Source organism: Streptomyces sp. NPDC046759 (genome assembly GCF_040645475.1).
Lineage (GTDB): Bacteria > Actinomycetota > Actinomycetes > Streptomycetales > Streptomycetaceae > Streptomyces.
This window is the reverse complement of sequence record NZ_JBEYYJ010000046.1, coordinates 1-22,212: the sequence shown is the minus strand read 5'-3', so window position 1 is coordinate 22,212 and position 22,212 is coordinate 1. Positions and strand designations below refer to the sequence as shown.

The 22,212-nt window shown below is 68.5% G+C and carries 19 protein-coding genes, 1 tRNA gene and 10 pseudogenes; 26 read left to right on the top strand and 4 right to left on the bottom strand.

Annotated features, from left to right (window positions below; all coding sequences use genetic code 11):
* Positions 1-243 precede the first annotated feature (243 nt).
* The 7 genes and pseudogenes from ABZ919_RS38755 (at position 244) to ABZ919_RS38725 (ending at position 6,736) form a co-directional block, all read left to right on the top strand.
* Entirely contained in the window at positions 244-3,024 is a 2,781-nt protein-coding gene (locus tag ABZ919_RS38755) for a BTAD domain-containing putative transcriptional regulator (RefSeq protein ID WP_361258116.1), read from the top strand.
* A 142-nt stretch (positions 3,025-3,166) separates the two neighbouring features.
* Positions 3,167-3,511: an STAS domain-containing protein gene (locus ABZ919_RS38750; RefSeq protein WP_356317783.1), complete on the top strand. Its 345-nt coding sequence runs from the start codon at positions 3,167-3,169 to the stop codon at positions 3,509-3,511.
* Positions 3,508-4,461 (top strand): sensor histidine kinase, encoded by a 954-nt coding sequence (locus ABZ919_RS38745; protein WP_361258112.1) that lies wholly within the window; start codon positions 3,508-3,510, stop codon positions 4,459-4,461. The genes ABZ919_RS38750 and ABZ919_RS38745 overlap by 4 nt, the downstream gene beginning before the upstream one ends.
* Before the next feature lie 45 nt (positions 4,462-4,506).
* Positions 4,507-4,722: pseudogene (locus ABZ919_RS38740) on the top strand (FAD-binding protein); the annotation flags it as partial.
* 229 nt (positions 4,723-4,951) lie between these two features.
* On the top strand, positions 4,952-5,131 hold the full coding sequence (locus tag ABZ919_RS38735; RefSeq protein WP_361258175.1) for a hypothetical protein: 180 nt from the start codon (positions 4,952-4,954) through the stop codon (positions 5,129-5,131).
* Positions 5,094-5,339 (top strand): FAD-linked oxidase C-terminal domain-containing protein, encoded by a 246-nt coding sequence (locus tag ABZ919_RS38730; protein ID WP_361258172.1) that lies wholly within the window; start codon positions 5,094-5,096, stop codon positions 5,337-5,339. Before ABZ919_RS38735 ends, ABZ919_RS38730 begins: the two co-directional genes overlap by 38 nt.
* A gap of 284 nt (positions 5,340-5,623) precedes the next feature.
* Entirely contained in the window at positions 5,624-6,736 is a 1,113-nt protein-coding gene (locus ABZ919_RS38725; protein ID WP_361258109.1) for a catalase family protein, read from the top strand.
* Positions 6,737-7,011: 275 nt separating this feature from the next.
* Here the strand turns inward: ABZ919_RS38725 and ABZ919_RS38720 are convergent.
* Positions 7,012-7,161: pseudogene (locus tag ABZ919_RS38720) on the bottom strand (helicase associated domain-containing protein); the annotation flags it as partial.
* 115 nt (positions 7,162-7,276) lie between these two features.
* Between ABZ919_RS38720 and ABZ919_RS38715 the strand changes: the two are divergent.
* A complete protein-coding gene (locus tag ABZ919_RS38715; protein WP_361258106.1) occupies positions 7,277-7,444 on the top strand; it encodes a helicase associated domain-containing protein in 168 nt (55 codons plus the stop codon).
* Between the two features lie 323 nt (positions 7,445-7,767).
* Complete coding sequence (locus tag ABZ919_RS38710) at positions 7,768-8,163, top strand: nuclear transport factor 2 family protein (RefSeq protein ID WP_361258104.1); 396 nt, start codon at positions 7,768-7,770, stop codon at positions 8,161-8,163.
* 266 nt (positions 8,164-8,429) lie between these two features.
* Here the strand turns inward: ABZ919_RS38710 and ABZ919_RS38705 are convergent, their stop codons facing one another.
* Entirely contained in the window at positions 8,430-8,615 is a 186-nt protein-coding gene (locus tag ABZ919_RS38705; protein ID WP_361258101.1) for a hypothetical protein, read from the bottom strand.
* A gap of 56 nt (positions 8,616-8,671) precedes the next feature.
* Here ABZ919_RS38705 and ABZ919_RS38700 point away from each other — a divergent pair.
* A pseudogene (locus ABZ919_RS38700) lies at positions 8,672-8,740 on the top strand (DUF6233 domain-containing protein); the annotation flags it as partial.
* Positions 8,741-9,144: 404 nt separating this feature from the next.
* Here ABZ919_RS38700 and ABZ919_RS38695 read toward each other — a convergent pair.
* Positions 9,145-9,453: pseudogene (locus ABZ919_RS38695) on the bottom strand (DNA polymerase III subunit alpha); the annotation flags it as partial.
* Positions 9,454-9,456: 3 nt separating this feature from the next.
* Between ABZ919_RS38695 and ABZ919_RS38690 the strand changes: the two are divergent.
* The 12 genes and pseudogenes from ABZ919_RS38690 to ABZ919_RS38635 form a co-directional block, all read left to right on the top strand.
* Positions 9,457-9,755 (top strand): annotated as a pseudogene (locus tag ABZ919_RS38690) (SpoIIE family protein phosphatase); the annotation flags it as partial.
* 6 nt (positions 9,756-9,761) lie between these two features.
* Positions 9,762-9,989: pseudogene (locus tag ABZ919_RS38685) on the top strand (hypothetical protein); the annotation flags it as partial.
* Positions 9,990-10,188: 199 nt separating this feature from the next.
* The gene (locus ABZ919_RS38680; RefSeq protein WP_361258098.1) at positions 10,189-10,884 is read left to right on the top strand and encodes a DUF4232 domain-containing protein; all 696 of its coding nucleotides are present in this window, start codon (positions 10,189-10,191) and stop codon (positions 10,882-10,884) included.
* Between the two features lie 114 nt (positions 10,885-10,998).
* Entirely contained in the window at positions 10,999-11,295 is a 297-nt protein-coding gene (locus tag ABZ919_RS38675; RefSeq protein ID WP_361258095.1) for a hypothetical protein, read from the top strand.
* A gap of 312 nt (positions 11,296-11,607) precedes the next feature.
* On the top strand, positions 11,608-12,501 hold the full coding sequence (locus tag ABZ919_RS38670; RefSeq protein WP_361258092.1) for a GNAT family N-acetyltransferase: 894 nt from the start codon (positions 11,608-11,610) through the stop codon (positions 12,499-12,501).
* 297 nt (positions 12,502-12,798) lie between these two features.
* On the top strand, positions 12,799-12,978 hold the full coding sequence (locus tag ABZ919_RS38665; protein WP_361258089.1) for a hypothetical protein: 180 nt from the start codon (positions 12,799-12,801) through the stop codon (positions 12,976-12,978).
* A gap of 111 nt (positions 12,979-13,089) precedes the next feature.
* Positions 13,090-13,305 carry a hypothetical protein gene (locus ABZ919_RS38660; protein WP_361258087.1) on the top strand — a complete coding sequence of 72 codons (216 nt, stop codon included), beginning with the start codon at positions 13,090-13,092 and terminating at the stop codon, positions 13,303-13,305.
* Between the two features lie 180 nt (positions 13,306-13,485).
* A pseudogene (locus ABZ919_RS38655) lies at positions 13,486-13,656 on the top strand (acyl-CoA thioesterase II); the annotation flags it as partial.
* 5 nt (positions 13,657-13,661) lie between these two features.
* Positions 13,662-14,642 carry a cation diffusion facilitator family transporter gene (locus ABZ919_RS38650; RefSeq protein WP_361258084.1) on the top strand — a complete coding sequence of 327 codons (981 nt, stop codon included), beginning with the start codon at positions 13,662-13,664 and terminating at the stop codon, positions 14,640-14,642.
* Between the two features lie 134 nt (positions 14,643-14,776).
* Positions 14,777-14,977, top strand: a complete 201-nt coding sequence (locus ABZ919_RS38645) for a hypothetical protein (protein ID WP_361258081.1) — start codon at positions 14,777-14,779, stop codon at positions 14,975-14,977.
* 942 nt (positions 14,978-15,919) lie between these two features.
* Entirely contained in the window at positions 15,920-16,117 is a 198-nt protein-coding gene (locus ABZ919_RS38640; RefSeq protein ID WP_361258078.1) for a hypothetical protein, read from the top strand.
* Entirely contained in the window at positions 16,114-18,114 is a 2,001-nt protein-coding gene (locus ABZ919_RS38635; protein WP_361258075.1) for a hypothetical protein, read from the top strand. Before ABZ919_RS38640 ends, ABZ919_RS38635 begins: the two co-directional genes overlap by 4 nt.
* 1,316 nt (positions 18,115-19,430) lie before the next feature.
* Here the strand turns inward: ABZ919_RS38635 and ABZ919_RS38630 are convergent.
* Positions 19,431-19,502: transfer RNA gene (locus ABZ919_RS38630), tRNA-Arg, on the bottom strand.
* A gap of 188 nt (positions 19,503-19,690) precedes the next feature.
* On the opposite strand from ABZ919_RS38630, the pseudogene ABZ919_RS38625 reads away from it, so the two are divergent.
* The 4 genes and pseudogenes from ABZ919_RS38625 to ABZ919_RS38610 all read left to right on the top strand — a co-directional run.
* A pseudogene (locus tag ABZ919_RS38625) lies at positions 19,691-20,075 on the top strand (transposase); the annotation flags it as partial.
* A gap of 142 nt (positions 20,076-20,217) precedes the next feature.
* Positions 20,218-21,129 carry a peptidoglycan-binding protein gene (locus ABZ919_RS38620; RefSeq protein WP_361258073.1) on the top strand — a complete coding sequence of 304 codons (912 nt, stop codon included), beginning with the start codon at positions 20,218-20,220 and terminating at the stop codon, positions 21,127-21,129.
* Between the two features lie 170 nt (positions 21,130-21,299).
* A pseudogene (locus ABZ919_RS38615) lies at positions 21,300-21,488 on the top strand (aminoglycoside phosphotransferase); the annotation flags it as partial.
* Positions 21,489-21,952: 464 nt separating this feature from the next.
* Positions 21,953-22,212, top strand: a pseudogene (locus ABZ919_RS38610) (DNA-directed RNA polymerase subunit alpha); the annotation flags it as partial.

Sequence of the window (22,212 nt, the reverse complement as noted above, 5' to 3'; positions counted from 1 at the left end):
CTCGGAGCGCGGAGGGAAAAAAGGGAATGGATCCCACCGGTCGCACGCGAGTCGGCAAATTCCTTGCCGCACGCGGAGATTGCGCCCAGGATGTTCGAACCCCGCGCTCGGCGCTTTCGAGGCACCGCTGGAGGTCATATGGTGGCTGTTCCTGGCCGGTTCCCCGGCTTCCGAACGTGTCCGGCTCCGGAACCGGCCTGCGTCAGGCCTGCCTTGCACGGGTGACGACTGACGGAGCGTGGCATGCGGTATCAGGTCCTCGGTCCTCTCGGGCTGTGGCGCGGCAGCGACGAGATCCCTCTCGCCCCGGCGAAGTGGCGGATGCTGCTGGCGGTGCTGCTGTGTGACGCCAACCAGGTGGTCTCCACCGACCGGCTGGTCGCAGAACTCTGGGGCGCCGGCCCTCCGCAGAGCGTGGGCAAGCTCCTGCAGGGCTATGTGTCGCGGGTGCGGCGGGCACTGGGGGATGAGTCGGGCCGACTGCTGGTGACTCACGCGCAGGGGTACCGGGCCCACGGCTACCGGCTCGTCGTGGCACCGGGCGAGGTCGACGCCCACCGGTTCGTGGAGCTGATCGAGCAGGGCGGGCGGGAGCTCGACGGCGGTGCGCCCGAGACCGCCGCGGAGCGGCTCGAAGAGGCCCTGGGACTGTGGCGCGACGCCCCCTTCGCCGACGTACCGCCGACGCCCGCCCTCGAGGCCGAGGCGATGCGCCTTGCGGGGTATCGCACGCAGGCGCGGGAGTCGCGCATCGAGGCCCGGCTGAGGCTGGGCCGCCACGAGGCCGTCCTCGACGAACTCGACGCACTGGTGGCCGAGCACCCGTTGCGCGAGGGGCTGCGGGGCCAGCTCATGTTGGCCCTGTACCGGGCGGGCCGGCAGGCCGACGCGCTGGCCGCCTACCAGGACCTGCGGCACCAGCTGGCCGAGGAACTGGGAATCGAGCCGGGGCCGCCCCTGCAACAGCTGCACCAGCAGATCCTGCGGGCCGACGCGTCGTTGCTGCTCGAGGCCCGGCCGCCCGCCGAACCCGCGAGGGCCGCCGAGCGCAGGCCCGTTGTGGTGCCCAGGGAGCTTCCCCACCTCAGCACCACCTTCGTCGGCCGCGCAGGCGAGAGCTCGGTGCTGCACCAGCTGCTGCAGGACGGCGACGAGGGCCGGGTGGCGATGGCCGTGATCGACGGTGCTGGCGGGGTGGGCAAGTCGGCTCTGGCCATCCACACCGCCCACCAGCTCGCCGAACGCTTCCCGGACGGCCAGTTCTACGTCGACCTGCACGGGGCCACCGCCGGGCTGACGCCCCTCGAACCCGGCGAGGTGCTCGGCCGGTTCCTCGCGACGCTCGGCATTGCGGAGGTGGCCATTCCCTCCAACACGGAGGAGGCCGCTGCCACGTTCCGCTCGCTGGTGGCCGACCGGCGGCTGCTGGTGGTGCTCGACAACGCGGCCGGCGTCGAGCAGGTCCGGCCGCTGCTCCCCGCCGGTCCCGGCTGCGCGGTGCTGATCACCAGCCGTGAGATCCTGACCTCCCTGGAAGGCGCCACCCATCTCCATCTCGGCGTCATGTTCCACGACCAGGCGACCGCTCTGCTGGAGCGGCTCGTCGGCAAGGAGCGGGTGGCCGCGGAACCCGAGGCGACCGACGCGATCGTGCAGATGTGCGGCCGTCTCCCGCTCGCCCTGCGCATCGTCGGCGCCCGCATGGCAGCCCGCCCCAGCTGGCCCCTGAGCGCCTTCGTCGAACGGCTGACCGACGCTCAGAACCGCCTCGACGAGATCCGGGTGGGCGATCTGTCGGTGCGCGCCAGCTTCCACGCCAGCTACGACGGCATCTGCCACAGCGAGAACCCCACGGACCGGGCCGCCGCACGCGCCTTCCGATTCTTCGGGGTGCTGCCCGGTTCGAACATGGGCCTGCAGGCTGCGGCCGCGCTGCTCGGCGTCGACAGCTGGGGGGCCGAGGACGCGCTGGAGCGGCTGGTCGACGCGCATCTGCTGCACAGCCTCGCCCCGGGCCGCTACCAGATGCACGACCTGATCCGCCTCTTCGCACGTGAGCAGGTGTACGCGGAGGAGTCGGCCTCCGAGCGCGAACGGGCCCTCGAACGCGTGCTGCGCTTCTACCTCGCCACGGCCGAGCGGGCGGTGGCCTTCCTCAACGTGCCGCCGCAGTCTCCGCACCGCCCCGCCAAGGACCCGTCCGCCCACGGCGCGCTGCCGACGACGCCGATCAGGAACCGCCGCGAGGCCGAGGCGTGGCTGGACGTCGAGCGCGCGAACCTGATGGCCGCCGTCACACACGCCGCCGGCCAGACCGACCCCACGGCCCGGCTCGCGATGCGGCTGGCGCGGCCGCTGCACTGGTACCTCTACCCGCACGCCCGCGCCCGGGAGCTGCACACCCTGGCCGAAGTCGTCGTGTCCACCGCCCGCCGCCTCGGCGACCGGGAGAGCGAGGCGTGGGGGCTGGACCACCTGTCCGCGGTGTACTGGCTGCACCGGCGGTACGACGAGATGCGGCAGTGCCTGGAGTCGGCGCTCACGCTCTGGCGCGAGATCGGCGACCGGGACGGCGAGCTGCGGGCCCTGGGCAACCTCGCGGACGCGCTGGCCGAACGCGAGCTCTACGAGGAGGCCGTCACCGTGCAGCACCGGCACCTCGCCCTGGCACGGGAAGCCGGCGACCTGATGGCCCAGATGACCGGCCTGGGCAGTCTAGGGCGGGCGTACCTTGGGCTGGGCCGGACCGAGGACGCCCTGTCCTGCCTGCGGGAGAGCCTGCGGCACGCGCGAGAGACCGGCGAGCGGGCCCTGGAGAGCCTCGCCCTCAACGAGATCAGCTTCATCCTCTTCGACGAAGGCAGGATCCAGGAGGCGCAGGAGCACATGAGACGCGCCACCATCCTCGCGGACGGAAACGTCGGCGCGTACGTGCGCTGGCGCGGATACACCTGGAGCGCGTTCTTCCCTGCCTGCCTGACACTGCGGGTCGGGCCACAAGCCGCGGAGGGAAGCACGAGGTGACAGCGCATCAATTGCCTTATAACTCGGCGAAGTACGCCGCCGGGTAGTTTGGTCCGGGGCCTTCCGGGAAGCCTCCGCTTCCTCTACGGTCGGGCCCTCGATCCACTCCAAGAGTTCACCCACCCAGAACCTGGTAGGCCTCATGGAAGTCATTGCCCACCCCGACGAGCGAATGCTCCGGATCACGCCGACCGCCGATTCTCCCGGCCTGCGCCTGGAGGGGGAGCTCGACGCGACGCGGCACCGGGAGGTCATCGAGGCGCTGTCCCCGCTGGCGGCCGAAGGTGGCGATGTACGGCTCGACCTCGGCGGGCTGCGCTTCATCGACCTCGGCGCCCTGCGGCTGCTGACGTGCCTGGTGGAGCGCTGCGGCAACGGGGTCCGGCTCGTCCTGGACAACCTGTCGCCACAGATGGAAAACCTGATCCAGACAGTCAGTTGGGAGCGTCTGCCCGGACTCGTCCAGGGGCGGAAGGAGATGTCATGACCGCCGAGGCACCCGCGGATCAGCCTGTGGAGGCTGGTCAGGGAGTCCAGCACTACGCTCTTCTGTACGGCGACGAGGAGGAGTTCCTCGCGGGCGCCATCCCCCACCTGCGCGAGGGCATCGAGGCCGGCGACCCGACGTTCGCGGTCGCCCCCCGGCAGGAGGCCGAGGTGCTGCGCGACTCGCTCGGCCGGGACGCCGTGGCGGTGCAGTTCATCGATCCGTCGGACTTCTACAGCACTCCCGTGCGGGCCATGGCCGGCATGATGGCCGTCGCCAGGACGCTCGGCTCGCGCCCGGCGTGGGTCGTCGCGTCGGCCGACTGGTCGCAGTACCCGGACGCGGTGGAGTGGGTCCGGTACGACTCGATCTTCAACATGGGCTTCGCCGACGCGGATTTTCGGAGCTACTGCTGCTACAACACCTCGGTTCTGGCCCCCGAGGTCATCTCCCTGGTGCGCCAGACCCATCCCAACATCCACGAGGGCGCCCGGCTGCGGCAGAACCCGGACTACCGGGACCCCCGGGACTTCGTCGCCGACGTCGACAACCGGCCGCTGCCGCCCTCCCCGCACTCCGCCGCTTCGATGGAGGTCCGTCCGGACGACCTGCAGGCGGTACGGGCCTTCGTCGCTGAACAGGCGAAGAACTGCGGAGTGGCGGGAGACGGGCTGTACAACGTCCTCGTCGCCGTCACCGAGGTGGCGACGAACGCCCTCCGTCACGGCCGGGCGCCGGTGTCCCTGCGCGTATGGCCCGACAACGGCCTCGTATGCGAGATCACCGACTCCGGCCACTGGCAGCCCGAGGAGTTCCTCAGCTGGGTGCCACCGGAGTCCGCCCTGAAGTCGGGGTTCGGTATCTGGGGGGTCGGCATGCTCTGCGACACCGTTCAGGTGCGGACCGGGCCCAAGGGCACCGCCGTACGCCTGCGGATCTGCAGGAAGTAGAGGCGCCTCCGGGAAGCGGGTGGGTGCGGTCGACGACTGCGTCGTATGTCGCTCACCGGGATGGACCGGATCCTCTCCCTGGACGTGCCCGGCCGGACGGCAACCGTCGAGCCGGGCGTACTCACCGGCGTTCTCGACGCCCGCGCCCGCGAACACGGCCTGTGGTATTCGCCGGACCCGGGAAGCAAGGCGATCTCCACCATCGGCGGCAATCTGGCGACCAACGCAGGCGGCATGTGCTGCGCGAAGTACGGGGTCACCGCCGACCATGTCGCCGCGCTGACGGCTGTGCTCGCCGATGGCCGCGTGATCCGTACCGGTCCGCCGACCCGCAAGAACGTCACCGGGCTCGACCTCACCCGGCTCCTCGTCGGCTCCGAAGGCACCCTCGCGGTGATCGTGGACGCCACCGTGCGGCTGCGACCGTTCCCGGCGGCCACCGCTACCGCAGTGGCCGCCTTTCCGACGCCCCGAACAGGCGGTCGACAGCGTGCTGCGGATCGCGGCGGTCGCCGACCCGGCGGCGGTGGAGCTCATGGACCGCACGTGCATCCGCGCCGTCAACCGCCTGACACGGATGGGGTTGGACGAGTCGGCCGGGGCACTCCTTCGGCCACGCCGCCGACGGCAACCTGCATCCGACCGTCGTCCACGACGCCACCGACCGTGACGCTGCCGACCGTGCCCGTGCCGCTTTCGACGACATCGTGGCCGCCGCGCTCGTGCTCGGCGGCACGATCACCGGCGAGCACGGCGTGGGCTCGCTCAAGACACGTTACCTCGACGCACAACTTGGTCCCAGCGAGCGGGAGTTGATGGCCGGCACCAAGGGCGTCTTCGGCCCCGGCGGTATCCTCAACCCGGGCCGCGGGTACTGAGCGCGTTACGCAAGGCTGCGCTCGGGGGACGGCGGTCGGCGCCGCGCCGGCGGTGGTCGCGGAGCATCTCGTAGCTCTTCATTCGGCCGTTGGCATGACCCACGCCCGTCGGGACCTTGCGGTGAGTGCGGTTGTTCCGTGATCGAGGCCGGCGCCGTCGCCGCGCACAGGGAGCGTACCCATGACCGGTGTCGACAGCGTGCGATTGCCCACAGTTATATTGTGCACAATCAAATTGCACACTAGTTTCTGTGGGCAGACACCCACGACAGGGAGGCGGCACCATGAAGCCCGTCCGCTACGAGGAATACCGTCCCATCGAACGTCCGTCGTACCAGGAGGAGATGGAGGCAGTCGTCGCCCAGGTGGCGCGCCGTACTCGCGCCTCGGTCGAGCGTGAAAACGTCGACCGGGCTGTCCGCGCTGCCCACGCAAAGACTTACGGCCTGCTCAAGGCCACGGTGACGGTCGGTGACAACCCCGGCTTCTACGGGCAGGGCATCTTCGCCCGGCCGACCGTGTACGACGCCGTCGTCCGCTACTCGAACGGCCTGGGCCACCACCGCCCCGACCACCAGCTGGGCGCGGCATGCGGAATGGGCATCAAGATGTTCGGCGTCGCCGGCCCCTCACTGCTGGACGACGAACGAGACAGCGGCACCTTCGACCTCAACCTGATCAACAACGAGGTCTTCTTCGCAAACACCGCCTACGACTACATGGTGATCGAGGATCTGTTCGCCGAACTGCCCGAGGCCCTGGTGGATCCAGCCCGCCGCAAGACCTGGATGGCGGAGTTCCTGACCCGCCGACAGACGCTCACCGATCCCGGCAGCTGGCTGTGGGACGAACTGCTCGCCATGCTGTCGTTCACTGCCGTCCCACGCAGGAACCTGCTGTCGTACACCTACAACAGCATGGGCGCCTTCCGGTACGGCGACCACATCGCCAAGATCCGTACGGTGCCGACGGCCGCCTCCCTGGCCTCCCTCACGCACCAGATCGTGGACGTGCGCGCGGACAACGAGGCATTCCGCCGCACCTTGGTGGCCGAGGCCGCGGAGCGAGACCACTCCTTCGAGCTGCAGGTCCAGCTCAACACCGATCTGGTCCGGATGCCGGTGGACAACACGTCCGTCAAGTGGACCGAGGAGCTGTCCCCCTGGGTGACGGTCGCCCGTGTGGATCTCCCGCGCCAGGACATCGGCGGGAACGACAACCTGGCGGCCGCCGACGCCACGTCGATCACGCCGTGGCGATCACGCGAGGAACACCGGCCCATCGGCGAGATCCAGAGGGTGCGGCAGGAGGTGTACCGGCGCTCGTCCGTCGAAAGGCACCGCATCAACGGACAAGAGCGGCGCGAACCGGCCGGCAGCGCTGAGCTGCTGGGCTGAGCTTTCCATTCCGGGAGTGCCCGGACGTGTCCGGGCACTCCCGGCGCCGGCTCGGTGTGATCTGGTCGTCCTCGCGTTCCGGAGCGGGGAGTCCATGGATTTAGGCCCGTCGCAGAGCCTCGCTCGTGGCGGAGCGCCGCGCGTCCGGCACCCTCTTGCAGGCACGGGGTCCGCTCCGCCGCCGTCCGGTCCGACGGCGCTGATGGCCGACGCCTTGTGTCCGCTCCCGCCACCAGGCCGCGACCAGCGCGACCGCGGTACCGCCCACTGCGCAGGCGGGGGACTGTCAGGGAGCCCGTGCGTGCCTTGTACTGGGCCAGGGCCGCGACGCCCCGCTCGAAGGCTCCTGCGGGCGTCGTGGACGGCTTTGCGGGCTCCGCAGGCTCCGGGGCCAGCGGCGTGATGCCGAGCTGTTCCCGGCGTTCGCCGACGTCTGGCAGGCTTTGACGGACGGTCAGGCCGATCGGGCAGTGGCTGTCCAACCTCCGCCGCCCCAGCGCCCTCCACGACCACCCCGAAGGGAAGACCGCGCTGGAGGCCGTGGACCAGTACTGGAACCCCTCATGGCCGGCGGACTGGCAACGCCACTACGCCGCACTACGCGAACTCGTACGCGAGGAAAGCGACCCCACGATCGTCACACCCGGCATCACCGTCCACGGCATGGGCATCGGAAAGTGGCCGGCCCGGCAGCGGATTTTCTTGTAGGTCAGGACCGTGTGGCGTGGTCTGCATGACGATGGATATCGAGCTGATCACTGCCGGGCAGATGTACCGCTACTACCTGCGCCACGTCGTCGTCGGCGACGGCCGCCGCCCGGCCCGCATGTGAATCCCCGGTCAGAGACGAGGCGTCGGACAGCCGGGGTGCCATCCGTCGTCGTGATGAGCATGTGGTGGTGGGCCGTCCTGTTCCTTGACCGCATAAACAGTGCGGGTAGTGAGGGCACCAGGCTGCTGGCACGTGCTGCGGTGTCGAACCGCTTAGGGTCGATGGGGGATTGACGACGGCCGCTGAAGAAGGGGAGATCATGTCCGAGAACAGTGCCGACCTGACGGTCGCCGAGCGCTTCCTCGCCGAGTTCCAGGCCCGGGACTGGGAGAGGCTGAGCGGCCTGCTGGCCGACGACGTCACCTGGACCATGCCGGGAACCGGCACCATCTCGGGCACTATCCGTGGCAAGGATGCGGTCGTGGGCAGAGCCCGGCACATCGCTGGGCAGGGACTGCACACCGAGTTGTTGCACGTGCTCGTCGGCGCACATGGCGCCGCCCTCTCGCTCCGCAACACGGCAACTGCCCCCGACGGACGCAGGCTCGACGAACACCTCGCGACCGTGCTGACCATCCAATGCGGCCGCATCACCGCCATCGACAGCTACCTGTCGGACGTCGAAGGCATGAGCGCCTTCTTCAGCGAGCCCTGAGCTCGTCAACGCCGTCGGTTGCAGTGTGACCGACGGCGATATTCCATAGCTGGGGCGCCAGAGAAGTCCCCTTGGGGATTATGAACAGATGAGTATGAGGGCGCAGTGGACGTGGCCGGCTGGACGCACGACGGCGGAGCCGGGTCATGTCCCGCGGGGTGGTGTAGTCACGGCAGCTGTTTCGGTTCCGGTTGTGGGGTGATCTGTGGTTCGGACCAGTTCGGAGGAGACGTCGCGGGCTTTCGAGGTCTGCTTGGTAGTGGCCATCAGGCGACTCCCTCACCCGTGCTCAGACCGCCGTCGATGACGCCGAAGATCCGGTCATAGGTGTCCAGCGGCCGCTGTTCGACGTCGAGCTGGTCGGCTGGGACCGGCCGCTTGCGAGCTTGTTCGCGGCCCGCTTTTGCGGCGGCTGCGTGGGAGGGATCAGTGAGGGACTGGTCACGGGTCACATGTCGGTAGCTGCTGGAACGCGGGCAGGCGTCGCCGGGGCGTCGATCAGGCCACCGCGCGTCAGGCTCTCGCGGATGGCGTCGCCGCCTGCCCACACTGCCGACCACGGGCCGACCTGGGCTAGGCGTCGCAGGCGGGGCTGAGCGATATCTGGGCCAGCTATCGCTCGGTCGCAGTTGACAAGGTCGTGAGCGAAGTCGGGGTAGCGGCCGACCTCGCGGGATCGGTGTCTCGTGAGACACCGATCAGTCTGGAGAACCGCAGTTCCGGTGGCCGAGCCGGCGCAGGTCGGCGGAGCGGCTGCAAAGCCAGCTGAAGGTCGGCCCAGATGTGCAGGGCGGCGCCCGCGGTGCCGTCGGAAGTACGAAGCCCCTCATCCGCACGCGAGTGCCGCCGGCTGTGCCCTGTTTGTCCTCGTGGGCCGCATGCGGCGGACTGCGTTCCTACGCTCTCGTGACTGTGAGACGTCCTGCTGGGCTCCACTCGGACGGTTAGCGTGGGGCACAACAAGCAAAACTTGACAGGGAGCCGCAGGGCATGCGGGGCACGGTAGGTCTCGGGCATGCCCGTCACCGCTGCCCGGTCACGCCCGAGCCGTTCGATGATCTACTCGGAGACCCCCAGTCGGCGCGCGGACCCCACATCGAGGCCGATGTTCGGCAGCGACGTGTGCCTCTCGGAGATGAACCGTTCGAAGAGCAGGCCGTGTTCGAGTGGACTGACGGTGGCTATGAACAGAGCGTGGCAGGTCATGCTGCCAGCGCCCGAGCTGCGGGCGGCGACCCGGACGCCCAGTGCGCGTACATCAGCAACCACCTGCGCCGCGGCCAGGAAGTAGCCGACCCCACAACGGGGAACGTCACCGTCCGCCTCGCCTCGGGCGGACACCCATCAGTCCGCGTCGCGCGGACTGATGGCACCCCCGACTTCCTGCCCACCCCCGGCGGCCTCCTGGTCGGCATCCTGCCCTCCGCACGCTTCGCCACCGCCACCACCGTGCTCGCCCCCGGCAACACTCTGCTGCGACGGCATCGCCGAAGTTCACCACTCCTGTCGGGGGACGATGCCCTGCTCGCCTTCGCCACCGAACACGCCGGCCCCCGCACGCCCTGATCCACGCCCTGACCGGCCTGCTACACGGCGTGGAGTTGACCCCGCAGGCCACGGGCACGTACGAGAGGAAGTCGGCGAAGGGGTACCCGCACCACATGGTGCAGGGCACGGTTGGGCTGTGGACCTAGCCACTGCTGTAGGGCACCCAGCCCGTCGACATCAAGATGGGCTCGAACCGAGCGCTGCGCACAACAGTGGCCACGGACCACGGACCACTGGCGGTCTACATGGCCCACCTAGGGCCCGTAAGGGTGATGCCCGGGGGAGGCCTCCGGACGGACCTGGGAAAGAGGCGCGCAGGCAATCGGCACCACAGCTGCTGCGCTGTCCAGCCTGCTGAGCGGGGTGACATAACAGTGAAACCACTGGGACGCATCCGGTACAACCGGCGCGGCACATGCGGCGTCCTGAGTGTCACACGGCAAACAAGCCGCTGTGCGCAACAGAAGGGCAACCGCGATGTCATCTCCGTTCACGCTCCGGCGAGTATTCCCGACCACCGCGCTTATCTGCGTCGCGGTGCTCGCCACCGGCTGCAGCTCGGGCTCAGCCGCCACCTCCGGTGGCACCGCTGCAGCCACGACCACTGGGGCGTCGGCCACGAAGGTGCCAGCCGCGACAACGTCGGTCGCGACAACGCCGGCCGCGACCAACACGGCTCAGGCCGGCAGCACGGGCACCAACACCCAGGCGCAACCGGCCGGAACAACGCACAGGCCCACCGCCTCCTGCCCGACTCGTTATCTGAATGCCAGAGCGGGTGTCAGTCAGGGCACCGCCGGCAGCGTCTACCAGGTGATCGACTTCACCAACATCTCCCAGACCACCTGCACCCTGTATGGCTACCCCGGGGTGTCACTCGCCGGCGGCAGCCCGGTCCATCAGATCGGCCCGGCCGCCGCACGGAACACCACGGCCCCCCACGCACTGGTGACGCTGGCACCGGGGGCCACCGGCAACGCGTTGCTGCGAATCACGGACGCCGGCAACTACCCTACGGCGCAATGCCACCCGACCGCCGTGCAGTACCTGCAGGTCTACCCTCCGGACCAGACCACCCCGAGCTACGTCGCCTACCACTCGACGGCCTGCGCCGGGACGGTCGGTCTCCTGAGCGTCAGCGCGGTCCAGCCCGGCTCGGGAAGTGCCTCGTAGTACGCCGGACCAACGGCGGTGCTCCGGCACCAGGCCACGCCGCGGTACCGTGCGCGTGCCTCCGTTACCGTGAGCGGATCGTGGACGATAGGCACTGATAAAGCACATTCCGCGATGAGTTGGCCACCGCTGGCCTACGCCGTCCACGACAAGTCGGGCCAGGTGGTGCTGCAGTGGCGGCTGCCGACGGGACTGCTGCAGGCGCTGGCCGGGGATGGCCAGAGCGCCTTCCAGGGCGAGCCCTTCACCGATGGGCTGGCGGTGAAGGTGTGGTCGTCGGACGGCAAGACGCTGATCGCCGGCGCTTCGGTCACCTTCACCGTGACGCAGGGCGACGCGGTGTTCTCCGGCGGCAGCCAGTCGGCGTCTGTGACGACCGATCCACCGGCCTGGCCACCGCCCCGGTCCTGACGGCGGGGACGAAGACGGGTCCAGTGAAGGTGACCGCGCAGGCGGACAGCGCCCAGGCGGTTCTCCCTTCAGGTGACCCCGGCGTTCGAGGTCGCTCCGGGCGGCCCGCCGGATGCGGAACTGCTCGGTGGCGGGGGAGTGGGAAACCCGGGAGTGAAAGTCCTGACGGACAAAGATCAGTGAGGGAATGTTCCGTATGCCGATGATGTCGATCTTTCGGCTATGACACTGACGGTGGTCTGGTGGAGGCTGGCGTCGCTAGGCCGTGGGGAGGAAGCTGGGATAAGGCCGAAAGCGCCAGAAAGGTATGGCGTGGTGATCAGCTTGAGCCGGTTGGGATCACCCCGTCTGCGTCCGTATGAGTCGGCGGATGAGGCGGCGGTGCTTGAGTTGCTTGCGGCAGATCGGCTGCCTGGGCAGCCGATCTGCACCGCTTTGATGCTCGCTGACGCGCTGGCCGGCCGCTCAGTAGCTGATCCGCCTGCGTGGGCGGCGCTGGATGGGCTCGTCACTACGGTGCTGTGCACGCCCGACGGCGGCATCGGCGGCATCGTCTGCTGTGCCGGGCGCCCCTGCGACGACGCGTCGCTGATCTTGTGGCTGCACTGCCGTGACAGCTTCGAGACGGCCACGGCTTTGATCGCTCGGGCTCTGGAATGGAGCGGCGCCCGTCTCGTGTACGCCTTCCCGCTCGCCTCCGCCCTCACCAGGGGCCTGATAGGTCTGCCGGAGCGCCGTAGCCGGGCTACGCACGAAGCCCTCCTGGCTGTGGGCTTCACCGGTCTGGGGCGGTGCCAGTATCTGCATGCTGAGCTTCCCGTCGCAGGCTTGCCCCACCTCGGGGACGTGGTCCTGAAGGACACCGTCTCGCCGCCCGGCAAGCGTCTTGAGGTCCGCCGCTATGGGCGGGTGCTGGCCCAGGCCATCGTGGAGCGTCCTGTCGGCAGGGTCGGCGTGATCCGCAGCCTCACGGTCGCCCCGGATACCTGCGGCCTGGACTTGCGCCTGGGGCTGCTGGGCAACGCTATGGACGTGCTCCTCGGGTTCGGTGCTCGCGAGACGATCGTCTACCTGGATGAGTCTCATGATGACCCGGAGTGGGATCCCGCCGCTGCCCTGCGCACATATCTGTTCGCTGACTTCATCGAGGTCGACCGGCTGCTCACTTTCACCAGGCCGCCGACGCCGTCTGGGATGCGGGGTTAGGCAGCTTGCGTGAGAGCGGAGCGGCGAGTTCTCTTCTCGCCGCGGGTGAGCCGGTGTAATCGTCGGCTCACGTGATGACAGACTCCGAGTGCTGGATAAGCCGTTCGTAGTCCCTCGTATGTCGGCGAGGCGTTCATCATCCAGTCCGGTGACCTCTCCTCGACCCGGCGACGGGGTAGGACCACGAACTCGGAGCACTCCCCGGTCGGGTATCTGCCGAGCGGCCTGGGCGACGGGGCTGTGTTGTCGAAGTCCTTTCGCGGGCCTGCTGGCCCCGCTCGGCCTAAGCCTGGCGGCATGTCCATCTCCTGGCAGTCCAGCGCCTCAGCGTTCGAGCAGATACTGGTTCGGTCTTGCGTCGCCGCTGGTGCCTGCACCATGGAGGCGGCGTGGGCTGCCTTCGTGGAGTTCGTGCAGGTACCGGTCGAGGGCATTGAGGGGCCCGAGGACGACGGGGACGGCTTCATCGTTGAGTGAGGCGTCTGGGACTGGACCGGGAACCGGCCCGCGCAGTCTCTTGGACGACTGCTGGCCGTCAACGAGGACGACGATCGGCAGGATCCGTACTGACAGCTCCAGTACTGGAAGGTGGGGTTCCAGGCATGCTTCACCGACAACCACGCCTGGGCGGACCTGCACATCAGCGGTGGCGGAAACAGCGGCTTCGATCACGCTGCCATCGGCAAGCCCAGCGCGGACGCGCTCGCGGCCGTACGCCGTTACATCGACCAGGACCCGCTCCTCAGCGTGATGTGGCAGTCAGTTCCGACCGACATCGAAGTCACGCTCGACCGGGCAGGATAGCTGCACCTCCGGGTCATCTGTCCGACCAGATGCAGCAGCCGGCGACAGATCTCCTCGGGCCGTGGTTGCCGCGCTCGGCGAGATAGGCCTCGAGGGCCAGGACAGCGAGCGGCACCAGGGACACCCGCTTGTCGATGCCGCCCCTCACCACCCGGCCGGGGTTGCCGCGCTCGGAGAGACGCGATGTGGTTCCACCGGCCGTTCCGGGCCGACGAGTGGCTGCTGTACGACCAGAAGTCCCCGCCGGCATACGGCGGCCGCGGCCTCGGTCAGGCCCGCATCTAGTAGGACTGGCGCCTGGCCATCTCGGTCATCGAGGAGGGCGTGGTACGGGTTCCGCGGGAACACTGAGGGACATGGCGAAAGCTCTGCACCCGGACCGGCGGGACACCGGCGTCGGAACTACCCTCACGGTCGTCGTCGCCGCCCTCGCCAACCTCGGCATCGCGATGGCCAAGGTGGCGGCCGGCCTCATCAGCGGCTCCAGCGCCATGCTCTCCGAGGCCGCGCACTCGGTCGCCGACACGGTCACCGAGGTGTTGCTGCTGACGGCGCTCAAGCGCAGCCGGAAACCCCCCGACGAGGACCATCCCCTCGGATACGGCCCCGAACGCTACGTCTGGGCGCTGCTCGCCGCAGTTGCCACCTTCGTCGGCGGCGCGGTCTTCTCCCTCTATGACGGCATCCACACCCTGACGAGGGGCGAGACGCTCGGTGACCCGCGGGTGTCGTACATCGTCCTCGCGGTCGCCTTCGTGCTGGAGGGCTTCTCGCTGCGGACCGGGGTGCGCCAGGCGCGCGGTGACGCGGACCGCCGCGGGATGCCCTTCCGGCTCTATCTGCGGCACACGCCCGACACCGCCGTGAAGGCGGTGGTTCTGGAGGACTCGGCTGCGCTGATCGGCCTGGTGCTGGCGGCGGGCGGCCTGCTGGGCGGGCAGCTCACGGGATCCGGGGTCTGGGACGGCATCGCCTCCCTGTCCATCGGCGTGCTGCTGCTGTACGTCGCCTGGGAGCTCGGCCGGTCGAACGTGGAGCTTCTCATCGGGCGGCCGCTGCCCCGGCCGGTGCGGGAGCGGATCCGGGCGGAACTCCTGCAGGTGGAGCACATCGAGGCGGTACTGGAGCTGACGACGCTGGTGCAGGCGCCGGGGGAGGCCCTGGTGGCGGCCAAGGTCGACTTCCGTGACCTGTCGACCGCCGCCGAGGTCGAGTGGGCCTGCGAGCGGGCCGAGCAGCGACTGCACGAGGCGTTCCCGGCGGTGTGCCGGGTGTATCTGGACCCGACGCCCGGGCATGCGCAGCGGCGCTCCGAGGGCCTGAACCCCGGTTCGTGAAAACGGCTTGTAAGCGCGAGGCGCGCACGGTGGGATGAGGCCGTGACAGTCATCGCGGACTACCAGCTGGGCGAGCTGGAGTCGAAGCGCGCGATCGTCCGCGAGCGGGGCCGGTGGAGAGGGATCCGCCTCGCATGACCAGCTCCGGCCGCTACCCCCTGCTACTCACCGTCCGCGGCCGCCCGATGCAGCATGGCTGGTGGGGCCGCGAGGAGACCGCGCGGGACAAGTTCCGGCGCTGGGTCGGCGAGTACGGCGGCATCCTCAGTGCCCGCGTCATCCTGGCCGACGAGGACGTCGGCGACGAGCTCGCCGGCTGGCCGGATTGCCGGTAGACCAGGCGGCGGCTACTCGCCGGCCGGATCCTCCCGGGCATGCCGGTGCTCGCAGACCAAAGCCGGGAATGGTGCGGCGGCACATGGCGACGGCTGGAACCCTGCAGGCTGAGCACGGGTACCGGCCCGGCGGGTGGAAGCGGTCTCGAGCCCCGGAGTAGCCCAGGGGTGGGGGCCGGGTGCTCGAAGAACACCACCCCAAGGGAGCAGAAACTCTGGCCACGGGGACAAGGACTCAGTAGGGCTCAGAGGAACTATCGCGGGATGTCGCAGAGTCGAAAATTCGGCAAGCGGTTCCGAATGTCTTTCTACAGCGTGGGGGTGCTCGTTGCGGAGTTCGGAATAGGTGTTCTCTGCCTGCGAGGGTGGTGCGGCGAGGGGACTCCAGCCGGTAACAGGAGTCCCCTCTTCCGCCCGCACGAGGCACTACCGCGCCCAGGAAGGGGAGCACAGCGGTTTTCGGGTGCGGGCGTTCCGCTTGTCCAGCTCACCATCGTCTCCGCTGCGCTGCAAGATCTTTTAGCTTCGGAATCGTTCCGAACGGCGAAGACGCAGGTCACGGCGGGTCACGGGGAGCCAGGCAGGCATGGAGGATCCGCCAAGGCAGCCCTCGTTCGGTCGGTTTCCGGTGACAGCGTGGTGGTTTTCTGAGCTGGTTGGTGCCCCGTCGGGACGCCGGGGAAGGGCTGCGAATCGGACGGAAAGCGAGAGTTGCGGCCCCTTGAATGACGGTGAATGTTTCCGTTGCGTCGTATTCCGCTCAGAAGCTTGCCCTGCCTGGACGGCCACGGTGAAATTCTCAGCGACGACCGCATCACGGCCGGTAACCGGATGTGGCCGTCATCGCTGCGGCGACCATCGCCGCGTCCAGGAAGGGGAGCAATCGTGTCCATTATGCGATCGCGGCGCCGGCCGGCGCCGTCACCGGAGCACGTGTGCGGGGTGGATCTCACCGTCCGCCACCGCGTCATCATCCTGTCGGTGATCTTTGTGGTGCTGGTGGTGTTGGTGGTCAGCGGGCATTCCGTCAGCGACGCGCTCGGGCTGATCACGGCCGCTGGAGCTGCGGCCGCGCAGATTGGCCTGTGGCTGAGCGGGCGGCGTCCGGCCGCCGACGCGCCTGGAGGCGTCGTCTCATGACGCCGGACGGCCAGGACGCGTGGCCCAATTTCGAGCACATTCGCTCGCAACAGCAATTCCGCGAGGCGCTGGGAAAGCTGCAGAAGCGCCAGGGCGTCACTCAGAAGGCAGTGGCAGAGGCCAGTGATGACGGCTCCGGAAGGCTGACCACCACCACGATTAACGCGACCCTGAGAAGGGACGCGTTACCCGTCAGGAGCTTCGTGATCAAGTATCTGTTGGGTTGTGGTGTGAGCGAGGTGGAACGGCAGCGGTGGTTGAGGTGCTGGGAAAGGCTGCTGGACGAGGCGGCACCCGCGGCGGATCCGCCACCGGAAGACGCCGTTCCCGTTGAGCCGGCAGCGGCTGGTGCACCAGGTGGGCCAGAGCAAGCCGGACCAGCAGAGCCGACGCCAGAAGAAGTGGCGTCATCCGACGATCCGCCTCTGTTGCCCGTCAAGCGTGGCAGGTGGCGGCTGCCGACCGGACGCTCGCGCCTGCGCGTGGGTGTGGTCGCCTGCGCCGTGGCGGCTGCGCTCACCGTCGGGGTGGGGACATGGCACCATCATCAGCAGGAAGTGCACGATCAACGGATACACGACCAGCAGGTGCAGGAACGGGAACGGGAACGGGAACGGTTCAAGCAGCACCACTGCGGGACCTTCAACCCGGACCTGGTCACCCAGGCCGGCGGCGAGTGCACCGGCATCACCGACGGCAGCGATGACTCAGCCGTCTTCGGCAAGGATCTCAAGCCCGTCATGACGGCCATCGCCGCGGAAAACCGCAATGTCGTCAAGAGCGGTGACTACGTGACGGTGGCGTTCCTGACCGCGCTGACGTCGAAGAGCGCGAACAACCTCACCGTCGGCCAGTACGTCGCCGAACTCGAGGGCGCTTACACCGCCCTCGAGGAGGAGAACCGCAAGAACAGCCGACCCAAGATCCGGCTGCTCGTGGCCAACATGGGCAGTGCTGAGGCGCAATGGGCACAAGCCGTCGGCCGGCTCACCGCCCTGAAGAAGGACAGCCGCCTGGTGGCGGTCACCGGCCTGGGGCTCAGCCAGCAGGAATCCGTCGACGCCGCCCGAGCTTTGAGCAAGGCCGACCTGCCCATGGTCGGTGACTTGATCACAGCCGACGGCTTCGACGCCACTGGAGCCGTCGACGGCAAGGGGGCGATCAACGGCCTGGCCCGCGTCGCGCTGACCAACAGCGACCAGCTCACCGCCGTCAGCAAAGAACTCGGCCCCGCCCAGCGCACCGCAGCCCTGGTCAGCACAACGGTGACACCCAACGGGACCAAGGACCTCTACACCGAGTCCCTCAACCACGGCTTCCACACCGTCGAAGGCCTCAAGAAGTACCTCGACAACACCTCCGACTTCACCTTCGACCCCCGCGGCGGGCCCGGCGCCATCCTTCCCACCATCAGCCAGAACCTCTGCAACACCGGCAAGACGGTCGACACCGTCTACTACGCCGCCCGCGTCAAATACCTCCCCGACTTCCTCGACGCCCTGGCAAGCAGAAGCTGCCACGCCCAGCCCATCACCGTCATCACCGGATCCGACGCAGCATCCCTCGACCCCAACACGCCGGCGCTCCACAAACACGACGCCCCGATCAGCGTGCTGTACGCGAACTTCCCCAGCAGGGCGCAGTTCCGCAGCCCCGACAACCCCGACCACGATCTCTACGAGGCCTTCGCGAAGGACTTCACCGCACCCCACCACGGACAGCAATTCGCTGCAGACCACCTCACCAGCAGCTACTGGGCCCTCGTCGCCCACGACGCCGTCCTCACCGTGGCGACCGCCCTGCACAACGCCGCCGCGAACAGCGACAGCACCACCAGCCTGCCCAACCGCTACGCCGTCAGGAACGAACTCTTCGCACTGCGCAACGGCGCCATAGCCGGCGCAACCGGCCGCTTCGGCATCGACAGCAACGGAAACCGCACCCACACAAGCACCATCACCACCGTCCACCAGCTGGGCCACGCCCTTCCACGCTGAACCACGACGAGCCGCGAGGGGCGCCGGACGGAAGACCATCCGGCGCCCCTCACCCCTCTGTGGTGAACAGCTTGTCCTCGCACGCCGCAGCTGTCCCGCGCCTCAAGGAGGGCGCGGCAGGCTGAGGCGAGTGGCCGCCGGGGCCTTCGCCAGCCACGGACCCCCGCTCCCGCGGTACCGCCCGGCGCGGCAAGACAGCAAGGGGTGAGGGCCCGTACGCGCCGGACGGCACTGCGCCCCGTGCCGTCTCTGGAGGACTACCGGGCCAGCGTGACGGTGATCGGGCACGTCAGGGCAGCGGCTGAGCACATCCCGCCACAAGCGATCCCACCCGGCATCCCGAGCCGGCGCGGGCGTCGGCGTCGAATCGGCAGCGCTCCCATGAAGCGACGCATGACGAACCCGCCAGCGCCGAGGACCGCCCATCGTCATCGACACCCTCGACGCTGCATCCATCGGGCGCACCCCACTCTGCGCGGCCTCGGCGCCGCGCCAGTCGAAGGTGATCGCAGGAAGTTCCGTCTGGAATTTACCGAAGAGCTATTGACTCACGACATTTGGTGCGCTACCCAATGAGTAGGCCACAACACCGAAAGAGTTACAAAGTCGGTCAGGACGTCTAGCCGGCCTAGTGACCTGGACAGGATGTGGTTCAGGCCCCCGGCAAGCCGGCGCGATACCGATGCGACAGTGACGACTGAAGCTTCAGGACACGTGCAGCACTACCGGGGACTGTTTTTTGCCCTCAGAGCCCTTGCACGGCTGGGTGCCGGTGCGGAAGTCCGGCATGCCCACTCTCAGCAGAACCGAAGAGCAGCAGGCGTAGTCCGTTCCTGCAGGCCAGACCTAGGCATTGAGTATGTCGGCGCTCGTCGTGGAGGTCCTGGCCGGGACTACCCGGCACGCGGTCGCGACGTTGACGCGGCGGTGTTGCCCGGGGCTCAGATGCACGTCTGCGGGGCCGGCCTGTTCGGCTTCGTGCGTGAGTTGGAGGTGTGTCCGGAGCGGGGTGAAGTCTTCGTCTGGGACCACGAGACCGATAGCCGGTTCATGGTCGTCGGCGGGCTGCGCCGGTACCTGGAGCGGGCTCTACAAGAGGGTGGGGGACTGGTACCCCAAGGCGTCAGGCCTCTGGTTCCGTGATGGCCTTGCGTTTTGCTAGAGCTGACCTGGGCCGATGCTCCAAGATCCTGTCCACGAATAGGCCACAGACGGCGTCACAGTGCCGCTCGGCGCTGCATACGGCTGCGCATACGCGCAGACCCCGGCCTCAGCGTTTCCGCTGGTGACGGGGTCTTTGGGCACCTCATGCTGGGTGCCCCCGGCAGGATTCGAACCTGCGCACACGGCTCCGATGGCCGTCAGCACGGGACCATCCCCGCGGGTGCGGGGAGCAGCGCAACGCCGACGGCTCGACGAACACCAGCGTGGGACCATCCCCGCGAGTGCGGGGAGCGGCGATCGGACACGGCTCCGATGGCCGTCAGCGTGGGACCATCCCCGCGGGTGCGGGGAGCAGGAGTGGTGCGAAGAGACCAGCTTTGTCGGTCTAAAACTGACGATCACCGACCGAAACGGCGTCCCGCTGTCACTGGGCATCTGCGGCGCCAACCTGCACGACAGCCTCGGCCTGCAGCCGCTGGTGCGGGGGATCCCGCCCATCCGCTCCCCGCCGCGGACCCCGCCGCCGGCGTCCGGCCAAGCTCCATGCCGACCAGGGCTACGACTACGATCACCTGCGGAAATGGCTCCGCGAGCGTCGCATCCGCCACCGCATCGCCCGCAAGGGCATCGAGTCCTCCACGCGACTCGGCCGTCACCGCTGGGTCGTCGAGAGGACGGTCTCCTGGCTGGCCGGCTGCCGCCGCCTGCACCGCCGCTACGAGCGCAAGGCCGTGCACTTCCTGGCCTTCGTCGGCATCGCCGCACCTCTCATCGGCTACCGCCGACTCACCAACTGAAACGACGTCTTTAACCCCGGGAGAACGTCGTCCCGTTGCGTGGCCTTCTTCGCGCCTCCTCACGCCCCCGTGAGCCCCGGCAATCCGGGGCCTGGTTTCCGGACGGCGTGGGAATATGACCCCCAGGGACAAGGGGGGATCTATGCGCATTTCACGCACTCCGGCACTTCGTCGTCCGGTCAATGTCCTGCTGGTCGTTTGCGTGGCCGCGGCAGCCGGCTTCGCCACCTCAGCGCAGTTGGCTGCCGCCGACTCCTACCCGGGTTGCCCGGATCTCGCACAGGGGAGCTCCGGAAGCTGCGTCGTCGCCCTCCAGCAGGACCTGAACCAGATCGACGGGGCAGGACTGGCCGCAGACGGGCAGTTCGGTCCCTTGACCCGCCAAGCCGTCACCGACTTCCAGCGAAAGTATGGCCTGCAACGGGACAGCATCGTCGGCTCGAAGACCGCACAGACCCTCTCCGATGCGCGTCGCGACACTGTGCCCATCCCCGAGCCTGTGCCCGCGAACTATCCGCCGTCGTTCGACCCGTCGAAGGCCGCACGTTGGGCAATCGACAACGCCGGCGTGTACCAGTCGCCATACAAGAAGGAGCCGTGCACCGATTTCACCTCGCACGCGCTGGCCGCCGGAGGCATGCCCCACAACGTTGACTGGTACGACGAACACGACCTGCGCGACGCGGTCAGCCTGTACATCAACGGCAACGCGACGTCGGGCCCGTGGGCCAACGTTACAAAGTCGGCTGAATACTGGGTCCAGCAGGGCTGGGCGCGGGAAATCCCCCTGGACCTGAACAACCCGACCTCGGCCAGCATGGCGCGCCCCGGCGATCTGATCTACATCCGCTGGGACGGAGGTACCCACATGGTCATGGTGACAGGTATGGACGGGGCCACTGCTCTCAAGTCCGACCAGAACGGTGGCGCGACGCCTCCTTACACCTCCAACCTGCCGTGGTACCTGTCCCACTCCCACGGGGATCAGCCCCTCACAAGGGTGTATCCGAACGTGCATGCCACGCTCCTGCACTGGAACGAACAGGCGCAGTAGCTCACGAAAGCCCTGCCGGCGGGATTGCCGCTCGTCACGTTGTCGAATCTCAGGGGCCGTGCCCGACTGCCTTCCGGCGCCCGCGCCTGGCGGCGCCTCACGCCCCGGCCGCCACTTGCGGTTCGCAGGTCGGACACGATGCGCCGAAGGGCCGTTCCTCCGCAGCCACCTCACGGTTCTTCGACAGCTACGCACAGGCGGACGAGGCGGCGGTCCGGCGGGCGCGCGGGCTGACCGCGAGGAAGAGCCTGTTCCTGATGCTGATGGGCCAGAACGGGGACCGCGGCCTGCCCGGCGGCAAGCCGAACTGGGGGCCCGCAGGCCGGTCGGCCCTTGAGCGCGTTTTGAAGGGCCTTTGACGTCCGGCATCGATCGATCAACGCGGGGATGTGCCCGGTCTTGTGTGGGGCCGGGGCAGCTGCGTGAGGTTGTGGGTCAGCGGGCGTCTGGGCGGAGCGGTACGACGTTCCGGCATCATGGTGAAGTCGAAGACGCCCTGTAGCTTGATCACTGTGACCTGCTGTCCGTCTGCGGCTATCCGTTCGGAAGGGCAGCGCGTCGACCAGGCGCTTGATGTCCTGGATGCCGGTGGTCTCCCTGGCTAACCGCGCGAATAGGCCGTTCATGTCGCTAATGGTGACGTCGGGCCCCTTTGCCCAGCGCGCAGGAGCAGTGAGCCGGGTGGCGCCGCTTTTGTGTCGGCCGACCGGCTGGCGAATGGGTGCGGTCTGGCGGTTCGGCGCCCCGGAAGGGAGCAAGGCCCGTACCCTTGAGGTGTCTATGGCGTCAGATAGCGGGCGCCGAGTACTGGAGGCAATACCTCGTGCTGATTGCTCAGCGTCCTTCGTTGACCGAAGAGGTCGTCGACGAGTTCCGTTCCCGGTTCGTGATCGAGCCGCTGGAGCCGGGCTTCGGCTACACCCTCGGCAACTCCCTGCGTCGTACGCTCCTGTCGTCGATCCCGGGTGCCGCCGTCACCTCGATCCGGATCGACGGTGTCCTGCACGAGTTCACCACCGTGCCGGGCGTCAAGGAGGACGTCACCGACCTGATCCTCAACATCAAGCAGCTGGTCGTCTCCTC

Coding starts and splice junctions, on each gene's coding strand:
- ABZ919_RS38665 (WP_361258089.1), top strand. CDS start 12,799: ATGTCCATCTCCTGGCAGTCCAGCGCCTCAGCGTTCGAGCAGATACTG.
- ABZ919_RS38620 (WP_361258073.1), top strand. CDS start 20,218: ATGCGCATTTCACGCACTCCGGCACTTCGTCGTCCGGTCAATGTCCTG.
- ABZ919_RS38645 (WP_361258081.1), top strand. CDS start 14,777: ATGACCAGCTCCGGCCGCTACCCCCTGCTACTCACCGTCCGCGGCCGC.
- ABZ919_RS38650 (WP_361258084.1), top strand. CDS start 13,662: ATGGCGAAAGCTCTGCACCCGGACCGGCGGGACACCGGCGTCGGAACT.
- ABZ919_RS38745 (WP_361258112.1), top strand. CDS start 3,508: ATGACCGCCGAGGCACCCGCGGATCAGCCTGTGGAGGCTGGTCAGGGA.
- ABZ919_RS38680 (WP_361258098.1), top strand. CDS start 10,189: ATGTCATCTCCGTTCACGCTCCGGCGAGTATTCCCGACCACCGCGCTT.
- ABZ919_RS38725 (WP_361258109.1), top strand. CDS start 5,624: ATGAAGCCCGTCCGCTACGAGGAATACCGTCCCATCGAACGTCCGTCG.
- ABZ919_RS38675 (WP_361258095.1), top strand. CDS start 10,999: ATGAGTTGGCCACCGCTGGCCTACGCCGTCCACGACAAGTCGGGCCAG.
- ABZ919_RS38750 (WP_356317783.1), top strand. CDS start 3,167: ATGGAAGTCATTGCCCACCCCGACGAGCGAATGCTCCGGATCACGCCG.
- ABZ919_RS38710 (WP_361258104.1), top strand. CDS start 7,768: ATGTCCGAGAACAGTGCCGACCTGACGGTCGCCGAGCGCTTCCTCGCC.
- ABZ919_RS38755 (WP_361258116.1), top strand. CDS start 244: ATGCGGTATCAGGTCCTCGGTCCTCTCGGGCTGTGGCGCGGCAGCGAC.
- ABZ919_RS38635 (WP_361258075.1), top strand. CDS start 16,114: ATGACGCCGGACGGCCAGGACGCGTGGCCCAATTTCGAGCACATTCGC.